Here is a 20,775-nt window from a genome sequence, read left to right as displayed (position 1 = left end):
ACTAGCTTTCTTCCGAAAAAATAATTGTTAATAATTGGAACTAAAACACGATTTAATAATGGCATGCCTCTATCTACATCTTACAAAAAATTGTATTATAAGTCTATTTCTTTTTCATTTCCCATGGGAAAATAATAGTGCGCACAAATGACATAACGTTATGTTTCACAAGCTGGAGGTTAAAATGAAACAAAATATTTATGACAATCCTGAATTTTTCAATCAATACAAGGCATTACGTCAAAGACCAACTAATTATAATCGTCTTTTAGAGCAACCTACCATGAAGTCTTTACTGCCACCTTTAACGAATTTACAAGTACTCGATATTGGCTGTGGCATGGGAGAATTCGCCCAATACTGTATCCAACACCACGCCAAGCATGTGACTGCTTTGGACGTATCAAGCAATATGCTATCCATCGCTCAGTCAGAAAATGCACATCCACAAATTGATTATAAACTACAAGCTATTGAGGATTATGAAGCATCCGCCAATCGTTTTGATTGTATCACAAGCTCACTTTCGCTTCATTATGTTGAAAATTTTGAGGCAGTCATTGGTCAAATAGCCCGAATGCTACGTCCAGACGGCGTTTTTATTTTCTCAGTGGAGCACCCGATTGCTACCGCTCGTCGAACGACGGAGGATAATTGGATGTATGATGAACAAGGTAAACAGCTACATTATGCAATGGATCACTACCAAGAGGAAGGCATAAGACAGCAAACATGGCTGGTGGAGGGAGTGGTCAAATATCATCGCACGATTGCTACCATCATCAATACATTAATTGATCATGGCTTATCAATTGACAAAATTGTTGAACCTCATCCAAGCGATGAAGCTATTCAACAGCTACCTTCTATTGAAAAGGAGCTTCGTCGACCATCCTTTTTATTCGTAAAAGCAAAAAAATAAATGCAAGCCTCACCCTACTACTGTGGTGAGGCTACAGACTGTAGACAAACTCAAAAAATTTGAGAGTTTGCTTACAGTCTTTTTTCTTTTACAATGAAATAAAGTAAAGCCGTTGATTTCCACTACGGGCGGACGCTTTCCGCGGGCGGGGTCGAGCTGCTTCCCTCGCTTCGCTCAGTCCAGGATCTCGACTTTCCCGCTTTTCCCGCAGGAGTCGCCGCCCTTCGTTCCAATCAACTTCTACATAAAGTACTTACTTTTATCTATATAGGGAGTTGAAAAGTAAATTTTTGAGGTGATAATTTATGCCAAGCGCAAAGAAACGATTGAGCGTGTCTTTGCGGATGCAAAAGAAAAGCATGGTATGCGATGGACAACCTTAAGAGGTCTAAAAAAATGGTCCATGCAGGCGATGCTTACTTTTGCTGCCATGAATTTAAAGAAACTAGCTACTTGGACGTGGCAGACAGCTTAAGAGAGCATCTATGCTCGAAGAGTATGTTGGATACAGCAATGATTTACCAAATATTGAAAATGAAAGAGATAGAAAAATAACAAAAGCCATCGAGAATGAACTTCTCGACGGCTTTTGTCTATAGTCTGAAGCCTCACCCTACTACTGTGGTGAGGCTATTTTTACATAAATAATTTCCGGGTCACCGTCATCAAGGTTTTCAATAACGCCGCTTTTGACAAACCCTAACGTCTGAAATACATTTTGCATCGTTTTATTAGACTGATTCGTAGAGGAAAAAACTTTCAACGTTGTGGACGTTTTTACATAAGCATTAATTAATGCAGAGGCTATACCTTTTCTTCGCTCTGATGGCTTAACCATGACCAAGGAAATGAAATCATAGCCAAAAAAGTCCTGAGTAAAAATTAAGAATCCTGTAATATCATCAGCAAAATGGTGAAGCAGACAACGTTTCTCCTCAATCGCTTGCTGAATTTCATCACTTCTGGATGAATTCCCAATCACCTCATGATCGATTGCACATAGTGCCTCCAAATGCTCCAACCTTGCCACTTTTATATCGCTCAAATCTCCACATCCTCCATATAATAACTCATGACCTTAAGCTCTTCGCTAAAGCCAATCGCCAGTTTACCCTCATCTACAAACCCACATTTTGCATAGAGTGCTTGTGCCGCTACATTTGGAATATTAACGCCTAGTACTAGCTCGTTAATTGATGGAAAATGCTGACGAACAAAGGTTGGTAACAATTGTAGAGCTTCCTTAGCATAGCCCTTGCCCTGTTCATGATAATCGGTAGAAAATGAGCGAATTAATAATGCCTGTTCATTCGAGGAATAAGGCCTCACTCCTTCTTTTTCATGTAACACAAAAAAGCTTACTAGCTTATCTCCATCTAAAGCTAAAACAGCATGTCTACTGTCATCCGACTTAGCAAGTTCAATGCTATCCTTTGGTGACTTTGTATAACGAAGCTGCTCTTCTGTAATGGTATATTGCTCTACTAACGATTGAGACTTGTCCTCATAAAGCATTAAAGTCAGAGCCATCAAAACTCCTCCTCGTAGAGAGCTGTAAATTCATAATCCCCCTCAACAAGCTGCTGTAAATATTCATCAAACGAAGAGGCAATGACTTCAAAGCCATCGGGATCATGGACATATCGAACCACTTGCCCTATTTGGCCCCTTTCAGTTGGCGAAAAATCAAGATACAAACTAGATGTTCCCCCATTATTCATGCAATCTGCAAAACATAATCGCTCATTCAACGGTACATGCATATTAATCTTATTATCTATGTCCACATACTCTAAAAAGTCCTGATAACGCTCAAAAATTGTGTCACGCTGATGTTGAAAATCTGCTAGGATTTGTTCAACTGACTTTAAATAATACGGGTAATCTCCCAAATCAGAGCCTAGTACAAGCACACTGATAGTTTCTTTTCCATGCTTGCAATGATAAGTGCCGTTGACATCCTGTAGTAGTTCAATTAAGGATTGCGGACTATGAGGAAATATTTCTAGTAAACTTTCAATTTGTGCATCTGAGGCACCTTGTGCCTTCTGTAATTGTTGTTGCTCCTCCTGCGGTAAAAATTGTAGTAAATTTTTAAAATAGGCTGTATGCACTGCCATTCCTTCCTCTCTTAAAAAATATTCCCCGAAATTGGTAGACATGGTACAATTTAAACATTCTAATTAAAGGAGTAGTGCCTGTGAGTGCGAAAAATGTAGTAGATGCTAACGTTTTGCTATCAATCTAGGGGTTGTAACAATACTTGCAGCCCTTATTAAAGGGAGAATAATACATGGAACATTATGAAAAAACATTTTTAACGGGTCAATTAATTACTTTACAGCAAATGGCCCCCGCTGATTTAGAATCATTTGTAGCCATTGAAAGTGAAACAAAATCTTTACTCCTAGCCAATGATGAAATTCCCTTTCCCCAAACTATGGAGGACTATTCCACATTCTTCCGTTCTATCAGTGGAAAAAAAGATGAATTCTTCTTTGGTATCTATGAAAAAGAGACTCAGCAATTAATTGGTTCCTGCGGTGTTTTCGCCGTTAACTGGCAAAACAGCACTTGCTCTGTAGGTATTTCAATTGGCCAGCAATGGCAAGGAAAGGGCTATGGCACGGATGCTATGAAAACACTTATTGAATTCATTTTCCAATACATGGCTATCCAAAAAATCAAGCTGCAAGTCTTTAGCTTTAATACGGCAGCTATTCGCTCCTATGAAAAATGCGGCTTTACTAAGGAAGGGCATTTACGAAAAGAAATATTCCGCTTCGGCACCTTCCATGACATATTAGTATTTGGTCTATTACGTTCTGAATGGACACAAATCAAATAGTAGCTGTTCCCCAAGGGAGATACATAAATCTTGTCTTCTTTGGGGTTCTCCTAGATTTAACGAATCGGCATAACACGTTGCCCCACAGACACATTGTTGTTTTGCCCAACTGCCTCAGTAATAGTCCTTTAAAAAAACCTTCACTGGTTGTCTGTCAGCCCTTTTGCCATACACGTTCTACCTCTACTAAAGTTAGCCCACGGAAAGATAATCGATACACATCAGGCATAGACAGCCTTTGCCAAAAATCATAACCATATTGGGCATCAAAGGATTGCATCATCAGCACCATAATATTGCCATGCGTACCAATAACTAAGCTGTCATGGGGGTGAGAAAGAATGATGGATTGTAAGCTCTGTATAGCACGCCTCATTGCCTGCTCATTAGATTCCCCACCTGCCCACGCAAAACTTGGTTCTTGCCAAACTCGTTGTATCGCTTCCTGAAAATCTTCCATCGTTCCATTGGCAAGCCGTCGTTCTTTTAGTGCATCCACTATTTTAATTGGCACATCATGATACTTAGCAATACCCTGTACTGTTTGAATGGCTCTTTTATAAGGGCTCGAATATATCGCATCGATTCGCTGATCGTTCAATAAGGCTGTTACTCGATCCACATCCCTAATCCCTTTTAAGGATAGCGGACGGTGATACTCATCCTCTGAATAATCGGCATGTGCATGTCTCACAAAATATAATTCGGTCATTCCTGTCACCTCTATTCATCATTTGCTGAATCAAGGTAAATGAATCTTCCAAATACGCTCTTGCAATTGTAATGTAAAGGCCTCTATATAGCGTTGGCTACCTACATAAATTTCCAGTTGGGCAATCTGCCTATCGCTTCAGGAATACTATTCGGTCATAAACCTATATAATACATGCGCTTTGAGCAAATCACCTTCAAGGGATTCATCATAGTACTGCTTTTTTTTGGAAATTTTTTTCGCTATATGTAATGGCATATAATGCATCCATACGGACTCCAGCACTCATTCCTATCATTAACAGCATTTCCTCTGATGAAAATGCCTGCTTTCCATCATTTTAAAAATGGAGGGTAGGCTTCTTTTTTGTTAAAGGAAATCTTCTACATAACTAAAATGAATGGAGGTTGACTGGATATACATAATGGATGGTTCCTGTAAAAGGCTCCTCCTACTAGTGAAATAGAAAAGAAACGACAGAAGCTAGCATTTTCAGCATGCACCTCCCCACCTCATTCCACCTTCTATTATTCCATTAATTTCAAAGATTCTCAATAATTCTCCACACACAATGAAATGTCCCCATTTCTAAACAACATCAAAGCTAATTTGATAAAATGTGACAAGATACGGATAACGCCATGAATTGTTAGAAAATTCAATATCAAATAACAACTTTTTTCATAGTATAAATGGTTTAAGCCCCATCTTTTTCACACTTAATTTTTTCTAAATAAAAACATGAAAATAACCCCAATAACTTCTTATTTAGGGTCATAATACTTAGCTAATATTTAATAAATGGTTTTTTATCAGAAACTATTTTACTATTAGGTAAAAATAGTTTGTTTTTTACTTTGCAGGATGAAGGTCCCTATCTGTGACTAAATTACGAATTTGATTTACGATACACAATATGACATTTTTTTTAATATAAGTGATATACAATGAAAAAGTTGAATCGAGGTCATAGGGAATTAATTTTATGAATAAGGATAAAAAATTAGGAGGAAAATATCTTGGTAAACTTATTACTTAAACAATTCTTGAAGGCGGAAATTGAGATCAAACGTAGAATTATGTATAAAAAAGCAAAGGATCTTGGTTTCACTCACCCGGCTGTAGTAGATTACAGTCAAGAATTGGACGTCCTACTAAATAGATATTTAAAACAAGCACAAGCTTCCTAATCATAACGAGGCATATAATAGAAGAAAGTATAGATATGGGTAAAGCCAGACCTACATTATTCTGGCTGGTTTTATCTTTGCATCATGCTAGCACAACCTCTCTTATGTATAGATCCAAAAAAAGTAGGCGATGTTTTGGATAAGAAGACATTTGGAGGTTGAATAATGCATGTATTCATCTTAACTTTTATGGTTGTTTCCAAAATATTATTGCCACCCCAACATTCAGTAGACCTTACGGCACCCACACTTTGCACACCAACTGAAATAAATACACTATATCAATATCCAAACAACCAATTTCAATCGTTTCGTGATGAGGACGAATTTTATCAGCAACTAAATCGTACAATTTACGAGGAATATCCCCATGCTTCATGGAATATTCGGCAAAAAATAGCCTATAGAGATATAGCGGAGGCGATGGAAAGCTTTTATTTAAAAACCAATAGTAAACAAGAAACAATAGACCTCTCTCAACATACTTTTGTTCATCCCAATCGACAAGTTTATTTTTTAGCATCTTTTCAGCACAATACCGATGAGACCTATCGAAAATTTCTAATCATCGACGCTGAAACACAAACCGTTTTACTTGGTCAATCCCAATTCCAAGAGAGGACCAAGGACCTTTAATTCATTGTATGCATCGCATCTAGATTCTAGTAGTCATTTCAAAAAAATAGAAATTATTTTTTAAAAGCTTGCTCTGAATAGTAAATCTATTCAAAGCAAGCTTTCTTTTATAAGCTCTTTTGTTTGATGGCTTCTGTTATTTCTTTCATTAATTGTGATACTGTATATTCAACAGAGGCTTGTTGTCCGTGTCTACGGACGGAGACGTTTTGATTGGCCGTCTCCCGATCACCGATAACAATGATATAGGGTATTTTATGCAATTGTGCCTCCCGAATCTTTTTACCGAGCTTTTCCTGACGATCGTCAATTTGCACCCTAATTTGCTCATGTTGCAGGGCTTTTACTACTTGTATGGCATAGTCTTGATGTGCATCCGCTACTGCAATGACTTGCACTTGTTGCGGTGCAAGCCAAATGGGGAACGCCCCTCCAAAGTGCTCAATGAGAATACCAAGGAAACGATCAATGGAACCAAACACCGCACGATGGATGACAATCGGTCGAACTTTTTCATTGTGTTCATTAATGTATGTTAAATCGAATTTCTCAGGTAGCTGGAAATCGAGTTGTACTGTGGCACACTGATGACTTCGTTGAATAGCATCTTTAATATGGATGTCGATTTTAGGTCCGTAAAAAGCGCCATCCCCCTCATTAATTGTATAGTCGATGCCTAAATTTAACAGAACATTTTCAAGCGCCTCTTCTGCCTGATCCCATAGCGCCAATTCTCCCATATAGTCATCTGGACGTGTCGATAATTCAACCGTGTATTGGAAACCAAATACGTCGTACACCTCATCAATTATGTTTAGTGCCAATGCAATTTCATCCTCAATTTGCTGAGGTGTAGCAAAGATATGTGCATCATCCTGACAAAATGACCTAACACGTAACAATCCATTCAGCGCTCCGCTAAATTCATGTCGATGCACTTGCCCGAATTCCGCCATTCGTATCGGTAAATCTCTGTAAGAATGTAGGTTATTTTTAAAGATTAGCATATGTCCTGGGCAGTTCATTGGCTTTAAGGCAAAGCTTTGATTATCCACCTGCGTAAAGTACATATTGTCTTTATAATGATCCCAATGACCTGACTGTTCCCATAAACGCTGATTCATCATTAGAGGTGTTCGTACTTCCTGGTAGTCATATTTTGCTTGTAAATTTCGTAAATAGGATTCCAGCTCATTACGTAAAATTTGACCGTTTGCTAAATAAAAGGGCATTCCCGGTGCTTCCTCTGAAAACATAAACAATGACAGCTCTTTGCCCAGTTTACGGTGATTTCGCTTTTCAGCTTCCTCTAAAAACACGAAGTATTTTTGCAGTTCCTCTTTTGTAGCAAAGGCAACCCCATAAATACGTTGTAGCATCTGATTGTTGCTATCGCCTCGCCAGTATGCACCCGAAACATGCATTAATTGGAAGTGTTGTAATTTCCCCGTAGATGGAACATGGGAACCTCGACATAAGTCATAAAATTCCCCCTGCTCATAAATTGTCACGGTTTCATCGGCGGGAATAGACTCCAACAGTTCCAGCTTTAACGCATCATGAGCAAATAGCTTCTTGGCTTCATTCCGTGAAACCTCTCGTCGCTTGATCTGCACATTTTCCCGCACAATTTGTTTCATCGTTTTCTCAATCTGTTGTAAATCACTCGGTGTCAGTGTATCCGCAATGTCAATATCATAATAAAAGCCGTTTTCAATCACGGGTCCTACCCCAAACCGTGCATGGGGGTATAGCCGTTTGACAGCCTGTGCTAACAAATGGGCCGTTGAATGACGAATAACCTCAATCCCTTCCTTAGAGCTTGCATCATACAATGTAATTTGAGCATCTTCCATAATCGGGCGCGTCAAATCAACGATGGTTCCATTAACACTCCCCGCGACTGCCTTTTTGCGAAGCTCAGGACGAATCGCTTGGGCAATTTCGGTAAGTGTCACGCCTTTTGTAAATGCTTGCTGTTGACCATCTGGAAATTGAATGTGAATAACTTGATTTGACATGTTCTCGACTCCTTTAATTTTTATCAATTTTGCTCTGGCGTCATAGAAGTCCTGTTTGTGCTCACACAATTCGAAATTCTATGGACCTACCCGAGACACGATCCTCATTCAGCTTTAGAATGGGAATCAAAATAAAAAAAACACATATCCGCCCCTGCATAGGGACGAGTATGTGTTCATTACCCGTGGTTCCACCCAAATTCCCACTAGTAAATAGACTAGTGGCTCATTGATTTTGCTGTAACGTTGCAAAAGACGGTGCAAGTTTCCAAGCACAGCTCCAAGGTAGTAAGAAGGGATCACAACATTAGGAAGCTTGCAGCGAATGCCTCCCTCTCTGAAAATGGTTAATCGATTCTCTTGTCCTCATCATTGCCCATTTCATTTTTGCATGAAATTGTTAATTACTATAACGAATACAGTTTTTTTTGTCAAACATAGAAATAAATAAATTATCCATTTGTTCTGGTCGATTATATACCATGGCACATCATGCACAATAAGCCTATGGCATAGGAAACATGCCTGTTAATCAATAGTGTATTATTATTAGTCATTAATGATTTTTTATTTCTAAAGTCTCACTTTCAGATTGCCATTGCATATGAATAATTGGCGTAGCATTCTGCTTAAAAAACCTCTCACTTTCTTTTTTCGTAAAGGAATAATACCCCTCTTTATTTAACTGCACATCCACTATATCTTGGGATTCCTTTTCCCCTTCAATGGTGATTTGTAATGGTCCTAAATCAGCCTTATCTTCAAGATAATATAAGCGTAATCCTTGATCAGAATTACTATGGTAGATCGCTTTCCAATGATCACTTTTGGCGATATAATGAACTTCCTTTTCAGGGCTCTGACAGGCTGTTAACAGAAGTACTAGAATCATTGGCATTATCCATTTTTTCATTTTATATTCCCCCTCACAATGCATGGTAACAGTCAATCCAGTTGGTTTTTTATCCTTGTACTCTGTAAAGATAAAGCTGAGTCCTTGTATGTCATTGACTAATGGAGGGTCACTACATATCTAATACTTTCTTACCCATCTGAGCTAATCGCTCCTGTGTGACAACATTCGTAGAGAGGGTCTAAAAATAGCCCTAAAAAATGGCGATTTAGTCTTTGACGAATAGCTTGATCGGAATCTTGCTACTAATCCCAGTCAATCAATAGCTGTATGAGCGAGCATAGAAAACTGTATAAATTCGGTCTCCCACTTCCTGGGATGTAAAACAGGATTATATTCACGAAATCCTACTGGTTCAACACGTAATTGATTGTATTTTTCTGATTTGATCATACTAAAAATCATCTCTAAATAAGTGTCATCGAAGCCCTATTTTTGCGCCGATTCCTTACATTTCGTTCACCTATATCCTTCTCCATCCTACAAGGCCCTCTTCTTTTTATACGTTATTCCCATCATATAGTTCCATAATCAGCCTAATTTTACTTTTTAGCACTAAAAAAAGCTACCCAAACTGGATAGCTTTTCTCAGGTTAATTAATGACAACATCATTGTTCCAGCTAGTGGAATCTGATAATTGATATGTAATCATATTGGCTGTGACGGCAAGGATAACACCAGCTCTAGATGATCTATGGGAAATTTCAGGATTTTCTAATACGAGAACTGCATACCCCTCACCTCGCCCTTGCTCATCGATTGCATTGGATGCATGAATCTCAAAGGTAGAGTAAGACTGATTTTTTGTTGCATAAAGTAGTCTCTCCTCACGATACATACCATTCTCCTTTAGATTATAGCTAACAGGCATCCATCCTTCAGACCACTCAACACTGCCTAGGATTTGACGTTTCCTACTAGCAAGTTTACCGATAGAATACGTAAAATATATTTTCATTATGGCTTGATCTAATTCATTTTTCCCTTCTGAGGTGGCTGTTACTTCAAGCATAATTTCATTCCTCGAAAACTTCTTCATAAACACTAAAGCCACAGTGATAACACAGATAAATAGTACTATACCCATTATGAGAATTGCCATTAGGTCCCTCCTAGTATCACGATTGCTGTTCCTATAATATTACCATGTTTTAGGAGGAGTAAGTGGTTTTCATCAAACAATCTTAGAAAATGACACACGCATAAGCGATAAGACAAAATTAGCGTTTAATCTATCTATTGGCCTCGGAGTTCCGCTGTTAGGGTAAAAGGTATTTGTAAATATTCATATTGAATCTTTACCTTCTCAATGTCGGCTGCTTTGACTTGAACAGCGTAATACTGTGGCTGCTTGCCAATTGCTTGTTGATCTATGTATGCACGAGGTAAAATCTTTACTTGCGTTAATTTATGAAATGACATATTTGTATTTCCCTCAAGCTTTGTTTCGACCTCAAATGGTTCAGACTTACTAATGATAAGCTCCGCGCTGTCAGGAAGTTTGTCACCGACAAGTAGTTGCTTAAGCTTAATTTCACGTAATCCTTTATTTTCTATCGCAATGACCTTTACCGCTTCGTCGCCCTGTTTACTTGTGTAACTCTGAATGACAAGTGGTGGATTACTCTTAAGATAAATAAGAAATGCTGCGCCAACCAAAAGCACACTTAGAAATAATGCAAATACTATTTTTTTCATACTTTCCCTCTCTTTCCACTTTTTCAGTATAACAAAAAACAACCGGACTTTTTACAAGTCCAGTTGTTTTTGTAGTCGTAGCTCATCTCGTATTGGAATGCCTTCATTGCCGATAAGTGGGATGGAGGATTTATAGGCTCTTGCTTTTTCCACCGCATTAGGTAATACTTCGATAAAGTAATATCCCCGTTTTTGATAGAATTTTAGCGCCGCTAGATTATCATTCGTTGTAATAAGCGTCATGCTTGTACAACCGTGATCCAAAGCTATCTGTTCTACTGCTTGGAGAAGCCCGGAACCGATACCTTTGCCTTCTACTAGACTATCGAGGGAAATGATTTCACAGTCTTGCTTACGAATCACGTAAGTAATCAGCCCTATCACCTCTTGACGGTCATTTACATAAGCAAAGCCCTCTAACTGGCTACAGTCATAAACCCCACTAGAAATGACCATTTCTGTAGTTCCCCAATGTTCCTTAAAAAAATGAAGTACATTTTGTTGTGGTAATTGTTGAATATCAATGATTGTCATGTCTGAACTCCTCGTTAAATGGAAATATGAAAAACCCCTGCAATGGCCTTTTGAATGCCCAAGAAAACCGCCCAGGAAAGTATACCTAAACCAATAGCGAAGACAATATGAATAGAGGATTTCATCGCCATGTAAATAACAAACAGCATGCACATCGTTGCTGGCAAACCAACAATAACACCAACTGTAAAACGCTGAATATGCTCACTCGATTCACTTTGCACCGTCAGCCAAATAATACTTAAAATGCTCACTAGAGGTAATGCCGCAATAATCCCGCCATAGGATGGAAATCTTCGAGCCACTTCTGTGACTACACCAATAATTGCTGCTGAGCTAAGAATTTTAAATAACGTGTACATTATTTCGCCACCTCACTTAAACGTCGGAATGCCTGTAGGATGGCTTGTTGTTCCTGTTCTGTTAGCTGATTAAGGGCATGCTTTAGCTTTTCTTCATCTAATTCTGAGTTTTTCTTCAGCACTTGTAAGCCCTCGACTGTCAAATGAAGAATTACCTTACGTTGATCGTCGCTCGCACGTTCTTTCGACACCCAGCCATGTCGCTCTAGTTTTTTCACATGCTCTGACGCTGTATTAGGAGAAATATTCAGTAACCCTGCAATATCGCGTACTGTTACCTCTTCTTCCTTTTGAATCATCTGTAAAATCCGCACGCTTTGGTGAGAAATCACATCTTCATGTGTTGTATGTAGATGATAAAAGATCGTAGTAAAATACTCATTTATATTTGTAATCATATTGGAACCCCTTCTATATATCGTCAAATACGATTATATCGTATTTGACGATATAATCAAAGTACTTCCTATAAAGTTTATATTTTCAGATAGTTTGCTAGAGCAAAAATGCCAGTGAAGTACGTACGCTTGCTGTCTATGCTGTGTTTGTCGATGTTCGCCTAACAAGCAAAAGGAGCTATCCTATGATAGCCCCTTTTGTATGAATTACCTTAGCCTATCTGTCATAGACTAACCATTGATGATTCTCACATAAACACCCTTCTCAAACTTTTTATTCGCCCAGGTGTTCACTTCTTTTACATAGTCTGATAAATCGCTCGCCTTATACAATTGCTGGTATTGATATACACTTGGATCAATCAAACGTACTTTTTGTCGACCATGAATATCATAGTTCTCTACATCCTCAATCACTTCTACCTTTTCATGAAGCTGTAGTAATAAACATTGAATATCTTCATCATTTGATGCTTTCAATTGCTCCCATACTGCTGCATCATCTTTTTGAAAATCGACCATGGATAGAATGCCTTTCGCTACTGCGAGCTGTAGGACATGTGCTAGCTTATTAGTTGCATAAATATTGATTGGTTCCATAAAAAAATCTATAACTTCTTGATAATACGTTTTTACAAACCATTCTGCACTATCGATCGTTTTCACACATAGCTTCCCCTGATATACAAATACATCCTGTAAAAATCGTTGGATATCTTTAAATGAGGCTTGTCCGTAGTGAAACATATCTCGTAATGTATAATCTACTCGATCTGCACATAGTTCTAGTGCTGGCTGCTCAAGCAAAGACCATTTCGTTAGATTACATAAAATTTTCTCCATATTATAACCGTATTTGCTAAGGATTCCTGGAATTGCAGAAGGCTGGATAACATCTAGCAATATCGTATCATGATAATCTTCTTCTGCATTTTCAAGGACCGCATCTACTACATGCGAAAAAGCAGTATGAGAAACATCATGCAATAACCCTGCAATTTGTTCCTCCAGCGAACCTCCAAATCGTCTAATCAGCAGCATAACACCTATTGAATGCTCGTATCTCGTAATGGCCCATTGACGATTCACCAAATAGCCAGCTCCAGCTTGATGAATTCCTTTTAATCGTTGAACAGGCGCTGACTGAATAAGTTCCTCTAGCACACCATCTATTTCGAATTCTCCATATAAAACGTCTTGAATGAGCATTTATCTCTCTACCTCTGTATAGTTCGATATGACAAAAACACCACCACAATGGGAGATTGGGTAAAATTGTAGCTGACAGCAATTCTCCAACCTAGTTTTTAACTCCTCATGAACAAAATAAAACTCATCATCATCCCAATAGCCTTTACTATCCTGACGGCACTGTTCTAGCTGCTCTCTTGTTTGAAAGGCAACATCGCCAATTAAAATTTTACCATCGGGTGTTAGTTGCTGTAATAATTGTGTAATATACGTAACCTTCTGCTCATCAGTAAAATGGTGTAGGGCATACGTACTAACAATTGCATCATATTGATAGTTCATCAATGTTGCAGGTAGACCCTTCGATAAATCCCATTCGATTAAGTTAGCCTGTGGCATTTTTGCCTGTGCAATAGCCATCATCTTCGAAGAAAAATCAAGACCATAGATCATGTGCCCATGGTCATAAAGCTTAGCTGTTAAAACACCTGTCCCAAAGCCAATATCTAATACAGTCGAAGCTGGGACTTGCATCACCTCATTAAAAATTTTATTTAAAATATCTTTATAGCCTGCAAATGGGTATTGCTGATTTTCCTCACTAAGTTGAACGGTTTGATCATAACCATCCGCCCATAGATCAAAACCTTGTTGATTTAATAGCATAGTGCCTCCTAAATTGAATAAATTCTCCAAGCATTGTTTCGTTGACGATTCATTTTCTGTGTCATCACAATTCCTCCTTTATAAACCAATTCATTCCATTATAGCAATCATTTATTTACCGAACAATTCAGAAAATAAATAATGCCATTTGCCATATGATAAGGGTCAATATTATTATAATTTAATGAAAACAGGAAAAGCCCAGACCATAAATTTTAATGGAAGGTCTGGGCTTTCTATTACATAAACTTTTAAAATTTATGATAAATCATAAGTTCTCTTAATAGTACCTGGTAATTTCGCTCCAATGGTAAATCCATTTAAAGTTACACCTAAAGTGTAAAATCCGTCTTTTTCAATCGTTGCAGAAGATGCACTTGGTGTGTTACTTATTGTTGATTTTCCTTTTCCTGATTGAGTCCATGTCCAAGCACTTACTCCATAAATATCAGCTACGATATTAGTTTTCTTCAATATTATTATACTTTTGTTGAGTTTCTCTAAGCCCCTGTTCTGCTGTGCATACTTCTTCCTGTATTACTGGCTCCTGCGCTTTAACACTCTGTGCGGATGTAAAACTTATACTGAAAATGACCCTACTGCTACTAATAATGGTACCATTCTCATTTTCCTTCTATTAACTTGAATTACACATATAAAAATAAGATTTATTGGAAAATACTCCAATTAATATTCCCAACAAAATACCATATTCCAATTTTTAAGTTATAATTATTAGGTGGTGAAACTATAAAAAGGAGGTGGCTAAATGCAAGTTACAAATAAAAAGGGGTATTTTGGATTAGCATTATCATGACCTTATTGTCCATTTTCTTTGTATCTTATGGTACCAATAAATTTGGAGCCCCTTTTCAATTTATAAGTTACATCGGTGAGAATGAGTTATCATCTGTATTTTCTTTATTTACCAAAAACGGTATTACTTCAATTCAATTTAATATACTTTATTTCTTTATAGATGTTACACTTATTTACTTTATTCTTTTTTATGGTAGAAACATAATTAGTTTATTAAAAATAAGCAAACAATCCTAAATTTCTCTTAAGAAGCTCTAGACTTCAAATCCAACGGGCTGTTATATAGATTATGAGCATAATATGTTAATGAAGTAAGTTTCAAAGGCAATTGGGTCATATATGTTTAAATACTTACCACCACTTCACTGGTCATTTGACTATTGAAAATCAAGCGTAACATTTGATAAAATTAAAAAATCAAGATAATTCACTTGTTAGACTAAAAATAAAAAACTTATATAAATCAAAATCCTTAAGGGAGGGATCGAAATGTCCGCATTCACTTGTAATGCATGCTCTAGAACGGCTTCTGAGGTCCAAGAGGTCTAAATGAAGTTATATCCATAACAGAAATTGAATGATCTCTTAGGCCAAATGCTTTTAAAATTAGCCTATACAACAGGAGAGATTTCAAATGGAAAAACAAACTATTCAGCCGTTCTTAACGGTCGCAAACTATCACTTACTGGAACAGCAATTAAGTAAAATTTTACATGCCCTTACCACAACGAAGGACAAAAGTGTCATTCTTGCAGTACGGGGGCTTGTCGAAACGGAAATTACTACCAAATTAGAGTTATCCACTGAGGAAACACAGCTTGTTGAACAACTTTTCACCGTCACAGATCGTGCGCAGGGCGATGCCTTGTTAGAGCAGTTAAAGGCCTATGTCATACCGTTTAAGCCAGTGACAGCTAGTACGCTCAAATCATTGTTTAAAAAGGAGAAAAAGCTGAAGCTACCTAATTTAGATGAACTTGATTTTCAACAAATTTGTTACCTAGCATGGGATGATGTTGGGACACATCGAAAATACGTTGTCCTCGAACAAGACGACAAACTACAAGGGATTAAAGGTATATTTTCCAACAATACTGTTCGCGGTATTTGCGCCATCTGTAATCGTCATTCAGATGTTGGCTTATTTACGACTTCCATTAAAGGGCAAGTAGTGGGTACATTTACTAACCATAGTAATTATATTTGTGCAGATAGCCAAACATGTAATGAGCATGTATCAGATATGAATAGAACGCGCGAATTTTTCCAACGAATAACCCATAAATAATTGAAACAAGGGCGGGAATGTTGTGTAGGCAACATTTCTGCCTTTTTAATGACTAGCGCAATTTGACTCTTTATTCCTCTCCCACATCCTGCCTGGAAAAACTTCAGAAATAATTTCAGACACAAAAAATCACCTCCTCTATAAAGGAACTATAGGAGGAAGGTGATTTAAATCAAACTCATATAAAATTATTATACTATAGGTCACATAAAGCTTTATTAAGTATCGACACTACGTTTAGCGTGACTCTTTTGGTGGCTGGCATACATCACATTTTCGTTGATGTTTATTTTTAAATTTAGTAAATGTTTTTTCAAAGTTACTTCCACATGCACATTTGAATAGTAACTTTTGAGAAAATCCGTGATATTCTGTCGTTAGCAACTTACTTTCCGAATTGTTCTCAACAAATTCTTTAATTTTACCAATCGTCCAACGTTTATTCATTTTCTTACACCTCCATACTGTCTCGTTCTGCGGAGGCTTTTCTTGGCATCCGTTCAAGGTCTTAATTAACTTAAGCTCCTCATTATAACATGAGCTGGCATACAAAAAATAGATGGAAGCTATCTTATTCAACGTTCGTATTGGTCTATATGTTCTTTTTTGGACTAGCTAAAATGATTGAAGCTAGATGTAGTGATGGAAGATAGCAAAAAGAATTAACGGATTCGAGCCTTACGGAATCCATCAAATATATTGATGGCTACAGATAAAATAAATATGATGATTCCCCCGCCTAACTACCCATATTTCAAATTGCTTCGTTGTTGTGGTAAATAATTTACTCATATGAGTTATAAACTCTTGGTTCATTACATTCGGATTACTTATGATCACAATATAGACAACGGTTGTTAAAAGTTCAAGAGCAGCATTCACGGAAATCGAACTATCCCCCTTCTACAAATAAACGATACAGCCTCTTGCCTCTAATTCATCTAACCAGCTTGGGATCTTTAATTCATGATTCCACCTTAAATCTAGTCGTTCTAAGCTTTCCATTGCCAATAATGACTCCGGTAATTCCTTTAAATCATTACTTCTTACATCTAATTCCAATAGATTTTTCAAATGACCTATCGATTCAGGTAACGTACTTAATTTATTATGTCTTACATTTAACCGTCTTAATGTTAAACATTTGTGTAAGGAATCAGGCATTTTCTGTAATTGATTGTCTTCTAAATCTAAAACCCGTAATAATGCTAGTTCTCCGATCTTTTCAGGCAATATAGTTATTTTATTTTTTTCAAATGTAATTCTCTTAAATTCGTTAATCTACTCAAACCTTCTGGCAACTCCGTTAATCGATTATTCATTATTCGCAGTTCTACCAGTTTATTTAAATTCCCTATTTCCTCTGGTAGTTCACTCAACAAATTATCACTTACGTTTAAATATCTTACTTTTGTTAGCTGGCCGATTTCTGGAGGAATCGATTGCAATTGATTATTATGAAAATACAAATAGTCCTCCATATTCACTAAATGACCAATTTCAGGAGGAATGAGATCAATATGATTATGCCCTGCATCTAACATTCTCAGATTCTTTAAGTTCGTGATTTCTGCTGGCAATTTGTTAATTTTATTGACTGAAATATTCAGTATTTCCATACTCGTCATATCAAATATTTCTGTAGGTATTTTTCTTAAGTCGTTATCAAAAAGATTTAATTCCTTTATTTCTTTTATTTGAGATTCCTCTACATCAGGTAGTTTTTTTAAATTCATCTGTGCTAAGTTAATTTTCATTTTCATCTTCATCTTCTCCATAATTTAATTTTGAAGCTAATGTAATGAGAGTTTTGGACGATAATAGGATATGTATGGTAAATACTAAAAAATTAGGAAGGTGGAAACATTTTATGATGACATCGAGAAATTCAGCAACTATGCAATATTTAATGACTCGCAGATCTTATAAATATGGTCTCACACAACAAAAACAAAACAACCAAAACAATAACGACATTAACCGTACTTCTAAAGAGAAAGAGAGAATCAATAATGTCAATAAAATTATTGAAGGCAGCAAAACCTCTAAACTCACAACAAAACAAATTGAAACACTTAAAAATGCGGCTAAGGATGGTTTGTTGGGCTCTAGTATAAATAAATTAGGTCCATTAGGGAAACATAATCTCCAAAATATATTATCAAAATCAACGTACATCTCCACACAAAAAGCTTATCGTAATTCCATCTAAGCACCATAACCATACAAACACCCTCTACTCTTTTAGAGGGTGTTTGTACACTGAGAAAAAACTTATATAAAGTGTTGGTAAATGGTGCCTTTACCATTATATGAATCTATTTCTGCATAAGCTCCGTTAATCAAAGTGATTTGTGGTGGCACATGACCACAGTCCATGTCATAGATAATAGGAATTTGTAGTTCTTTCGAAAGTTCTTGATACACATCTTCAATTGTGTAATTTCCAACCGATGTATTAGCAGCACTTCTACCAAACATCATACCTGAACAATTAGTAAACCATCCAGCTAATTTCATTTGTACAAGAGACCTGCGTAAATCAGTTGTGGATAATTCACAGTTTTCAAAGAACCATACAATAGATTCACCTTGTATATGCGTTTCTTGAAAGCTTTGAACATTACCGAATTTCGTTCCAATTAGATGTCTGATGGTATCGATACATCCACCAAGTAGCCGCCCTTGTATGTTCACCCTATGATCTGATGTAGTTTGCCATTTCGTTTTTTCGGTAAAATTAAAAACATAAGGCGTGGGGTTATCAAACTGCCATTCCTTTTGATATTGATTGGACGAATGCTGTAGTATGGATTCCCCCTTTTTTAAGGATAAAACTGACTGCCACATAGCGGTTGTATCATCAGAATACTCTCCTCTTAAATCTACTAAGTTCGTACCATGTGCGGTAGCGATACCAGTTGTTAAAGTCATTGCCAACAATAAAAGACTAACATCTGAGTACCCTAATATCCATTTAGTTTGAATATTGGAGAAGTCAATATATTCCAGTATTTCAATAAGAAGCTCCCCACCCCATGGTGGAATAATGATGTCGATCTCATCATTAGACATCATATTATTAAACTCTTCTGCTCGTTTTATAGCAGGGGCAGATTTTGCCTTATCCTGAGTCCAAGCAGTTTCTCCACAAACAACCTTATACCCTTTATTTTCCATACGCATACAGGCTGTTTTCAATAAATCATGAAGTTCAACGGGAACACCAGAGGAAGGTGCTGTCACTCCAATGGTGATGTCCTCTTTTAATAATGGATATTTCATCATATGCCCCCCTTTATTTTGTATCATTTTAACATAAGTGCGAGATTTTCAAAGAAAATTATAGAGATGTACAATCCTTTCATTTCAAATAACACTCATGTAATTCATATCTCCAAAGCCTTGTGCTGAATGTAGTTCACCTTTTAACATCAATATACTTACATCCAGCTATCAATACTCTGCGAACCAGCTATTCTTTATTTTTAATGCTAGCATGATATCCACAGACCAGTGCTTGCGTTTCATTATTATAAATGATGGATTGATTTCAACAGAAAGTGTGCCCGCAAGTGTATTCAAAAAAAGGTAGTATTATCTTCATTAGCGACACTTTCCAGTAAAGTTTTGATGGATACAATAGTAGTATGCCCACAACGTTCAACCTGTGAAGTAGGCGTTTGATTGTCAATTTACTTAATAAATGCTGTTTCTGAGTAACGAACTTTAGCAGCAAATTTCCACTAAACTCTTCGCTTAAATGCTTTTGAATCACTATGCTGGCTCTATTTTCCACCAAACTTTTTATCTATCAAAGCATCAACTATAACAGGTATATTTCCCTTTTTGAATGAATGTTGCCTTTATGTTAGCAATCATATCCCTATAAGATTAGGCTCCATGTACAGTCTTATTTCCTCGGTAATTTGTTTATCCGCCACTATTTCAACATCTAATGATGTATATTTCCCTTATGTATTAGGTTCCTTCCCTAGGAAATAAGAAAAAAATTTCCCGGGTAAGCGCAGAAATTGACATAATCGATTCATATTCCAGCACTAAGCGACCGATTTCAGCAATCTTCTATTTACTTAACATACATACGATCCTAGTCAACATACTATCATGACTAATTTTTTCAAAAAAAAGGGATTGATATTAGATGAATAGCATCTCTCCCATCTCTAGCTTTACATATTCTAGATGATAGAGGGGAGGGATTTATTATGGGTACCAACTATGGCAAACATGATAATTTATCATTCGCACTAATCATTGTCCTATTCATACTTTTAATGATTGTCGGCACAAGGCGCTAGTGATGTTCATTAATTTAACGTCTTATGTTGACAATAACAAAAAGTCTCCCAATTACCTTCCTTCTTCGAATTAAAATAACATGCTTATCTACTTCCATTACTACATTTACCATAAAAGGGTCGCCACTAAAAATGGACCCTTTTTTTAATGTTCATTGCTCACAGCTCAACTGTCTGGGAATTCAAATACCTATGACCTGATGTTTCTCTAAAAGGAACTCGCAATTACACTTATAGTATTAGGTCCATCCATC

25 protein-coding genes and 1 pseudogene are annotated in these 20,775 nt (G+C 36.9%); 8 read left to right on the top strand and 18 right to left on the bottom strand.

Annotated features, from left to right (window positions below):
• Positions 1–184 precede the first annotated feature (184 nt).
• A complete protein-coding gene (locus tag ACP3VS_RS17575) occupies positions 185–922 on the top strand; it encodes a class I SAM-dependent methyltransferase (RefSeq protein WP_036161554.1) in 738 nt (245 codons plus the stop codon).
• A gap of 301 nt (positions 923–1,223) precedes the next feature.
• A pseudogene (locus ACP3VS_RS17570) lies at positions 1,224–1,397 on the top strand (transposase); the annotation flags it as partial.
• 141 nt (positions 1,398–1,538) lie between these two features.
• On the opposite strand, the gene ACP3VS_RS17565 reads toward ACP3VS_RS17570, so the two are convergent.
• Genes ACP3VS_RS17565 through ACP3VS_RS17555 form a run of 3 tightly spaced genes read right to left on the bottom strand, consistent with a single transcriptional unit; the run spans position 1,539 to position 3,042 of the window.
• Positions 1,539–1,967 carry a GNAT family N-acetyltransferase gene (locus ACP3VS_RS17565; protein WP_031419708.1) on the bottom strand — a complete coding sequence of 143 codons (429 nt, stop codon included), beginning with the start codon at positions 1,965–1,967 and terminating at the stop codon, positions 1,539–1,541.
• Positions 1,964–2,452 (bottom strand): GNAT family N-acetyltransferase, encoded by a 489-nt coding sequence (locus ACP3VS_RS17560; RefSeq protein ID WP_426389381.1) that lies wholly within the window; start codon positions 2,450–2,452, stop codon positions 1,964–1,966. Before ACP3VS_RS17560 ends, ACP3VS_RS17565 begins: the two co-directional genes overlap by 4 nt.
• Positions 2,452–3,042: an SMI1/KNR4 family protein gene (locus tag ACP3VS_RS17555; RefSeq protein WP_031419703.1), complete on the bottom strand. Its 591-nt coding sequence runs from the start codon at positions 3,040–3,042 to the stop codon at positions 2,452–2,454. Before ACP3VS_RS17555 ends, ACP3VS_RS17560 begins: the two co-directional genes overlap by 1 nt.
• A gap of 173 nt (positions 3,043–3,215) precedes the next feature.
• On the opposite strand from ACP3VS_RS17555, the gene ACP3VS_RS17550 reads away from it, so the two are divergent.
• Positions 3,216–3,770 carry a GNAT family N-acetyltransferase gene (locus ACP3VS_RS17550; RefSeq protein WP_426389378.1) on the top strand — a complete coding sequence of 185 codons (555 nt, stop codon included), beginning with the start codon at positions 3,216–3,218 and terminating at the stop codon, positions 3,768–3,770.
• 154 nt (positions 3,771–3,924) lie between these two features.
• Here the strand turns inward: ACP3VS_RS17550 and ACP3VS_RS17545 are convergent, their stop codons facing one another.
• A complete protein-coding gene (locus tag ACP3VS_RS17545) occupies positions 3,925–4,482 on the bottom strand; it encodes a histidine phosphatase family protein (RefSeq protein WP_031419699.1) in 558 nt (185 codons plus the stop codon).
• Positions 4,483–5,501: 1,019 nt separating this feature from the next.
• On the opposite strand from ACP3VS_RS17545, the gene ACP3VS_RS17540 reads away from it, so the two are divergent.
• Together ACP3VS_RS17540 and ACP3VS_RS17535 are read left to right on the top strand one after the other, a co-directional pair.
• Entirely contained in the window at positions 5,502–5,672 is a 171-nt protein-coding gene (locus ACP3VS_RS17540) for an aspartyl-phosphate phosphatase Spo0E family protein (RefSeq protein WP_025117185.1), read from the top strand.
• A gap of 165 nt (positions 5,673–5,837) precedes the next feature.
• Positions 5,838–6,308, top strand: a complete 471-nt coding sequence (locus ACP3VS_RS17535) for a hypothetical protein (protein ID WP_036161549.1) — start codon at positions 5,838–5,840, stop codon at positions 6,306–6,308.
• A gap of 107 nt (positions 6,309–6,415) precedes the next feature.
• Here the strand turns inward: ACP3VS_RS17535 and thrS are convergent, their stop codons facing one another.
• The 10 genes from thrS to ACP3VS_RS17485 form a co-directional block, all read right to left on the bottom strand.
• Positions 6,416–8,329: a threonine--tRNA ligase gene (gene thrS / locus ACP3VS_RS17530; protein ID WP_012294302.1), complete on the bottom strand. Its 1,914-nt coding sequence runs from the start codon at positions 8,327–8,329 to the stop codon at positions 6,416–6,418.
• Positions 8,330–8,885: 556 nt separating this feature from the next.
• Complete coding sequence (locus ACP3VS_RS17525; RefSeq protein ID WP_036161547.1) at positions 8,886–9,242, bottom strand: hypothetical protein; 357 nt, start codon at positions 9,240–9,242, stop codon at positions 8,886–8,888.
• A 593-nt stretch (positions 9,243–9,835) separates the two neighbouring features.
• Positions 9,836–10,345 (bottom strand): hypothetical protein, encoded by a 510-nt coding sequence (locus ACP3VS_RS17520; protein WP_036168112.1) that lies wholly within the window; start codon positions 10,343–10,345, stop codon positions 9,836–9,838.
• A 134-nt stretch (positions 10,346–10,479) separates the two neighbouring features.
• Positions 10,480–10,941: a hypothetical protein gene (locus tag ACP3VS_RS17515; RefSeq protein ID WP_031419691.1), complete on the bottom strand. Its 462-nt coding sequence runs from the start codon at positions 10,939–10,941 to the stop codon at positions 10,480–10,482.
• A gap of 51 nt (positions 10,942–10,992) precedes the next feature.
• Positions 10,993–11,475 (bottom strand): GNAT family N-acetyltransferase, encoded by a 483-nt coding sequence (locus ACP3VS_RS17510; protein WP_036168109.1) that lies wholly within the window; start codon positions 11,473–11,475, stop codon positions 10,993–10,995.
• A gap of 14 nt (positions 11,476–11,489) precedes the next feature.
• On the bottom strand, positions 11,490–11,837 hold the full coding sequence (locus ACP3VS_RS17505) for a DUF3147 family protein (protein WP_012294296.1): 348 nt from the start codon (positions 11,835–11,837) through the stop codon (positions 11,490–11,492).
• Positions 11,837–12,235 carry a MarR family winged helix-turn-helix transcriptional regulator gene (locus ACP3VS_RS17500; protein ID WP_031419688.1) on the bottom strand — a complete coding sequence of 133 codons (399 nt, stop codon included), beginning with the start codon at positions 12,233–12,235 and terminating at the stop codon, positions 11,837–11,839. Before ACP3VS_RS17500 ends, ACP3VS_RS17505 begins: the two co-directional genes overlap by 1 nt.
• Before the next feature lie 231 nt (positions 12,236–12,466).
• The gene (locus ACP3VS_RS17495; protein WP_426389373.1) at positions 12,467–13,444 is read right to left on the bottom strand and encodes an HD domain-containing protein; all 978 of its coding nucleotides are present in this window, start codon (positions 13,442–13,444) and stop codon (positions 12,467–12,469) included.
• Entirely contained in the window at positions 13,445–14,092 is a 648-nt protein-coding gene (locus ACP3VS_RS17490) for a class I SAM-dependent methyltransferase (RefSeq protein ID WP_036168104.1), read from the bottom strand.
• A gap of 258 nt (positions 14,093–14,350) precedes the next feature.
• Positions 14,351–14,566, bottom strand: a complete 216-nt coding sequence (locus tag ACP3VS_RS17485; RefSeq protein WP_036168101.1) for a hypothetical protein — start codon at positions 14,564–14,566, stop codon at positions 14,351–14,353.
• Positions 14,567–15,545: 979 nt separating this feature from the next.
• Here ACP3VS_RS17485 and ACP3VS_RS17480 point away from each other — a divergent pair.
• Positions 15,546–16,199 (top strand): FusB/FusC family EF-G-binding protein, encoded by a 654-nt coding sequence (locus ACP3VS_RS17480; RefSeq protein WP_036168098.1) that lies wholly within the window; start codon positions 15,546–15,548, stop codon positions 16,197–16,199.
• Positions 16,200–16,436: 237 nt separating this feature from the next.
• Here the strand turns inward: ACP3VS_RS17480 and ACP3VS_RS17475 are convergent, their stop codons facing one another.
• The 3 genes from ACP3VS_RS17475 to ACP3VS_RS17465 all read right to left on the bottom strand — a co-directional run bounded on the left by ACP3VS_RS17475 (position 16,437) and on the right by ACP3VS_RS17465 (position 17,962).
• Positions 16,437–16,646, bottom strand: coding sequence for a hypothetical protein (locus ACP3VS_RS17475; RefSeq protein ID WP_031419684.1), 210 nt, complete (start codon positions 16,644–16,646; stop codon positions 16,437–16,439).
• A gap of 456 nt (positions 16,647–17,102) precedes the next feature.
• Entirely contained in the window at positions 17,103–17,432 is a 330-nt protein-coding gene (locus tag ACP3VS_RS17470) for a leucine-rich repeat domain-containing protein (protein ID WP_426389370.1), read from the bottom strand.
• Between the two features lie 5 nt (positions 17,433–17,437).
• Complete coding sequence (locus ACP3VS_RS17465; RefSeq protein WP_426389369.1) at positions 17,438–17,962, bottom strand: leucine-rich repeat domain-containing protein; 525 nt, start codon at positions 17,960–17,962, stop codon at positions 17,438–17,440.
• A 107-nt stretch (positions 17,963–18,069) separates the two neighbouring features.
• On the opposite strand from ACP3VS_RS17465, the gene ACP3VS_RS17460 reads away from it, so the two are divergent.
• Entirely contained in the window at positions 18,070–18,411 is a 342-nt protein-coding gene (locus ACP3VS_RS17460) for a hypothetical protein (protein WP_031419681.1), read from the top strand.
• A 62-nt stretch (positions 18,412–18,473) separates the two neighbouring features.
• Here ACP3VS_RS17460 and ACP3VS_RS17455 read toward each other — a convergent pair whose 3' ends face one another.
• The gene (locus ACP3VS_RS17455) at positions 18,474–19,487 is read right to left on the bottom strand and encodes a S66 family peptidase (RefSeq protein WP_197148355.1); all 1,014 of its coding nucleotides are present in this window, start codon (positions 19,485–19,487) and stop codon (positions 18,474–18,476) included.
• A 941-nt stretch (positions 19,488–20,428) separates the two neighbouring features.
• On the opposite strand from ACP3VS_RS17455, the gene ACP3VS_RS17450 reads away from it, so the two are divergent.
• Positions 20,429–20,521, top strand: a complete 93-nt coding sequence (locus ACP3VS_RS17450; RefSeq protein ID WP_080695193.1) for a YjcZ family sporulation protein — start codon at positions 20,429–20,431, stop codon at positions 20,519–20,521.
• The last annotated feature ends 254 nt before the right edge of the window (positions 20,522–20,775 follow it).

Source organism: Lysinibacillus sp. VIII_CA (assembly GCF_049943995.1).
In the GTDB taxonomy this organism is placed as follows: Bacteria; Bacillota; Bacilli; order Bacillales_A; family Planococcaceae; genus Lysinibacillus; species Lysinibacillus pinottii.
The sequence above is the reverse complement of the archived record's forward strand: the minus strand, read 5'-3'. Positions and strand labels throughout refer to the sequence as shown.

What these genes read in the sequence shown, in the direction of transcription:
- ACP3VS_RS17575 (WP_036161554.1), top strand. Translation starts at nt 185, where the DNA reads ATGAAACAAAATATTTATGACAATCCTGAATTTTTCAATCAATACAAG.
- ACP3VS_RS17560 (WP_426389381.1), bottom strand. Translation starts at nt 2,452, where the DNA reads ATGGCTCTGACTTTAATGCTTTATGAGGACAAGTCTCAATCGTTAGTA.
- ACP3VS_RS17555 (WP_031419703.1), bottom strand. Translation starts at nt 3,042, where the DNA reads ATGGCAGTGCATACAGCCTATTTTAAAAATTTACTACAATTTTTACCG.
- ACP3VS_RS17550 (WP_426389378.1), top strand. Translation starts at nt 3,216, where the DNA reads ATGGAACATTATGAAAAAACATTTTTAACGGGTCAATTAATTACTTTA.
- ACP3VS_RS17545 (WP_031419699.1), bottom strand. Translation starts at nt 4,482, where the DNA reads ATGACCGAATTATATTTTGTGAGACATGCACATGCCGATTATTCAGAG.
- ACP3VS_RS17535 (WP_036161549.1), top strand. Translation starts at nt 5,838, where the DNA reads ATGCATGTATTCATCTTAACTTTTATGGTTGTTTCCAAAATATTATTG.
- thrS (WP_012294302.1), bottom strand. Translation starts at nt 8,329, where the DNA reads ATGTCAAATCAAGTTATTCACATTCAATTTCCAGATGGTCAACAGCAA.
- ACP3VS_RS17525 (WP_036161547.1), bottom strand. Translation starts at nt 9,242, where the DNA reads ATGAAAAAATGGATAATGCCAATGATTCTAGTACTTCTGTTAACAGCC.
- ACP3VS_RS17520 (WP_036168112.1), bottom strand. Translation starts at nt 10,345, where the DNA reads ATGGCAATTCTCATAATGGGTATAGTACTATTTATCTGTGTTATCACT.
- ACP3VS_RS17515 (WP_031419691.1), bottom strand. Translation starts at nt 10,941, where the DNA reads ATGAAAAAAATAGTATTTGCATTATTTCTAAGTGTGCTTTTGGTTGGC.
- ACP3VS_RS17510 (WP_036168109.1), bottom strand. Translation starts at nt 11,475, where the DNA reads ATGACAATCATTGATATTCAACAATTACCACAACAAAATGTACTTCAT.
- ACP3VS_RS17505 (WP_012294296.1), bottom strand. Translation starts at nt 11,837, where the DNA reads ATGTACACGTTATTTAAAATTCTTAGCTCAGCAGCAATTATTGGTGTA.
- ACP3VS_RS17500 (WP_031419688.1), bottom strand. Translation starts at nt 12,235, where the DNA reads ATGATTACAAATATAAATGAGTATTTTACTACGATCTTTTATCATCTA.
- ACP3VS_RS17495 (WP_426389373.1), bottom strand. Translation starts at nt 13,444, where the DNA reads ATGCTCATTCAAGACGTTTTATATGGAGAATTCGAAATAGATGGTGTG.
- ACP3VS_RS17490 (WP_036168104.1), bottom strand. Translation starts at nt 14,092, where the DNA reads ATGCTATTAAATCAACAAGGTTTTGATCTATGGGCGGATGGTTATGAT.
- ACP3VS_RS17480 (WP_036168098.1), top strand. Translation starts at nt 15,546, where the DNA reads ATGGAAAAACAAACTATTCAGCCGTTCTTAACGGTCGCAAACTATCAC.
- ACP3VS_RS17475 (WP_031419684.1), bottom strand. Translation starts at nt 16,646, where the DNA reads ATGAATAAACGTTGGACGATTGGTAAAATTAAAGAATTTGTTGAGAAC.
- ACP3VS_RS17465 (WP_426389369.1), bottom strand. Translation starts at nt 17,962, where the DNA reads ATGAAAATGAAAATTAACTTAGCACAGATGAATTTAAAAAAACTACCT.
- ACP3VS_RS17460 (WP_031419681.1), top strand. Translation starts at nt 18,070, where the DNA reads ATGATGACATCGAGAAATTCAGCAACTATGCAATATTTAATGACTCGC.
- ACP3VS_RS17455 (WP_197148355.1), bottom strand. Translation starts at nt 19,487, where the DNA reads ATGATGAAATATCCATTATTAAAAGAGGACATCACCATTGGAGTGACA.
- ACP3VS_RS17450 (WP_080695193.1), top strand. Translation starts at nt 20,429, where the DNA reads ATGGGTACCAACTATGGCAAACATGATAATTTATCATTCGCACTAATC.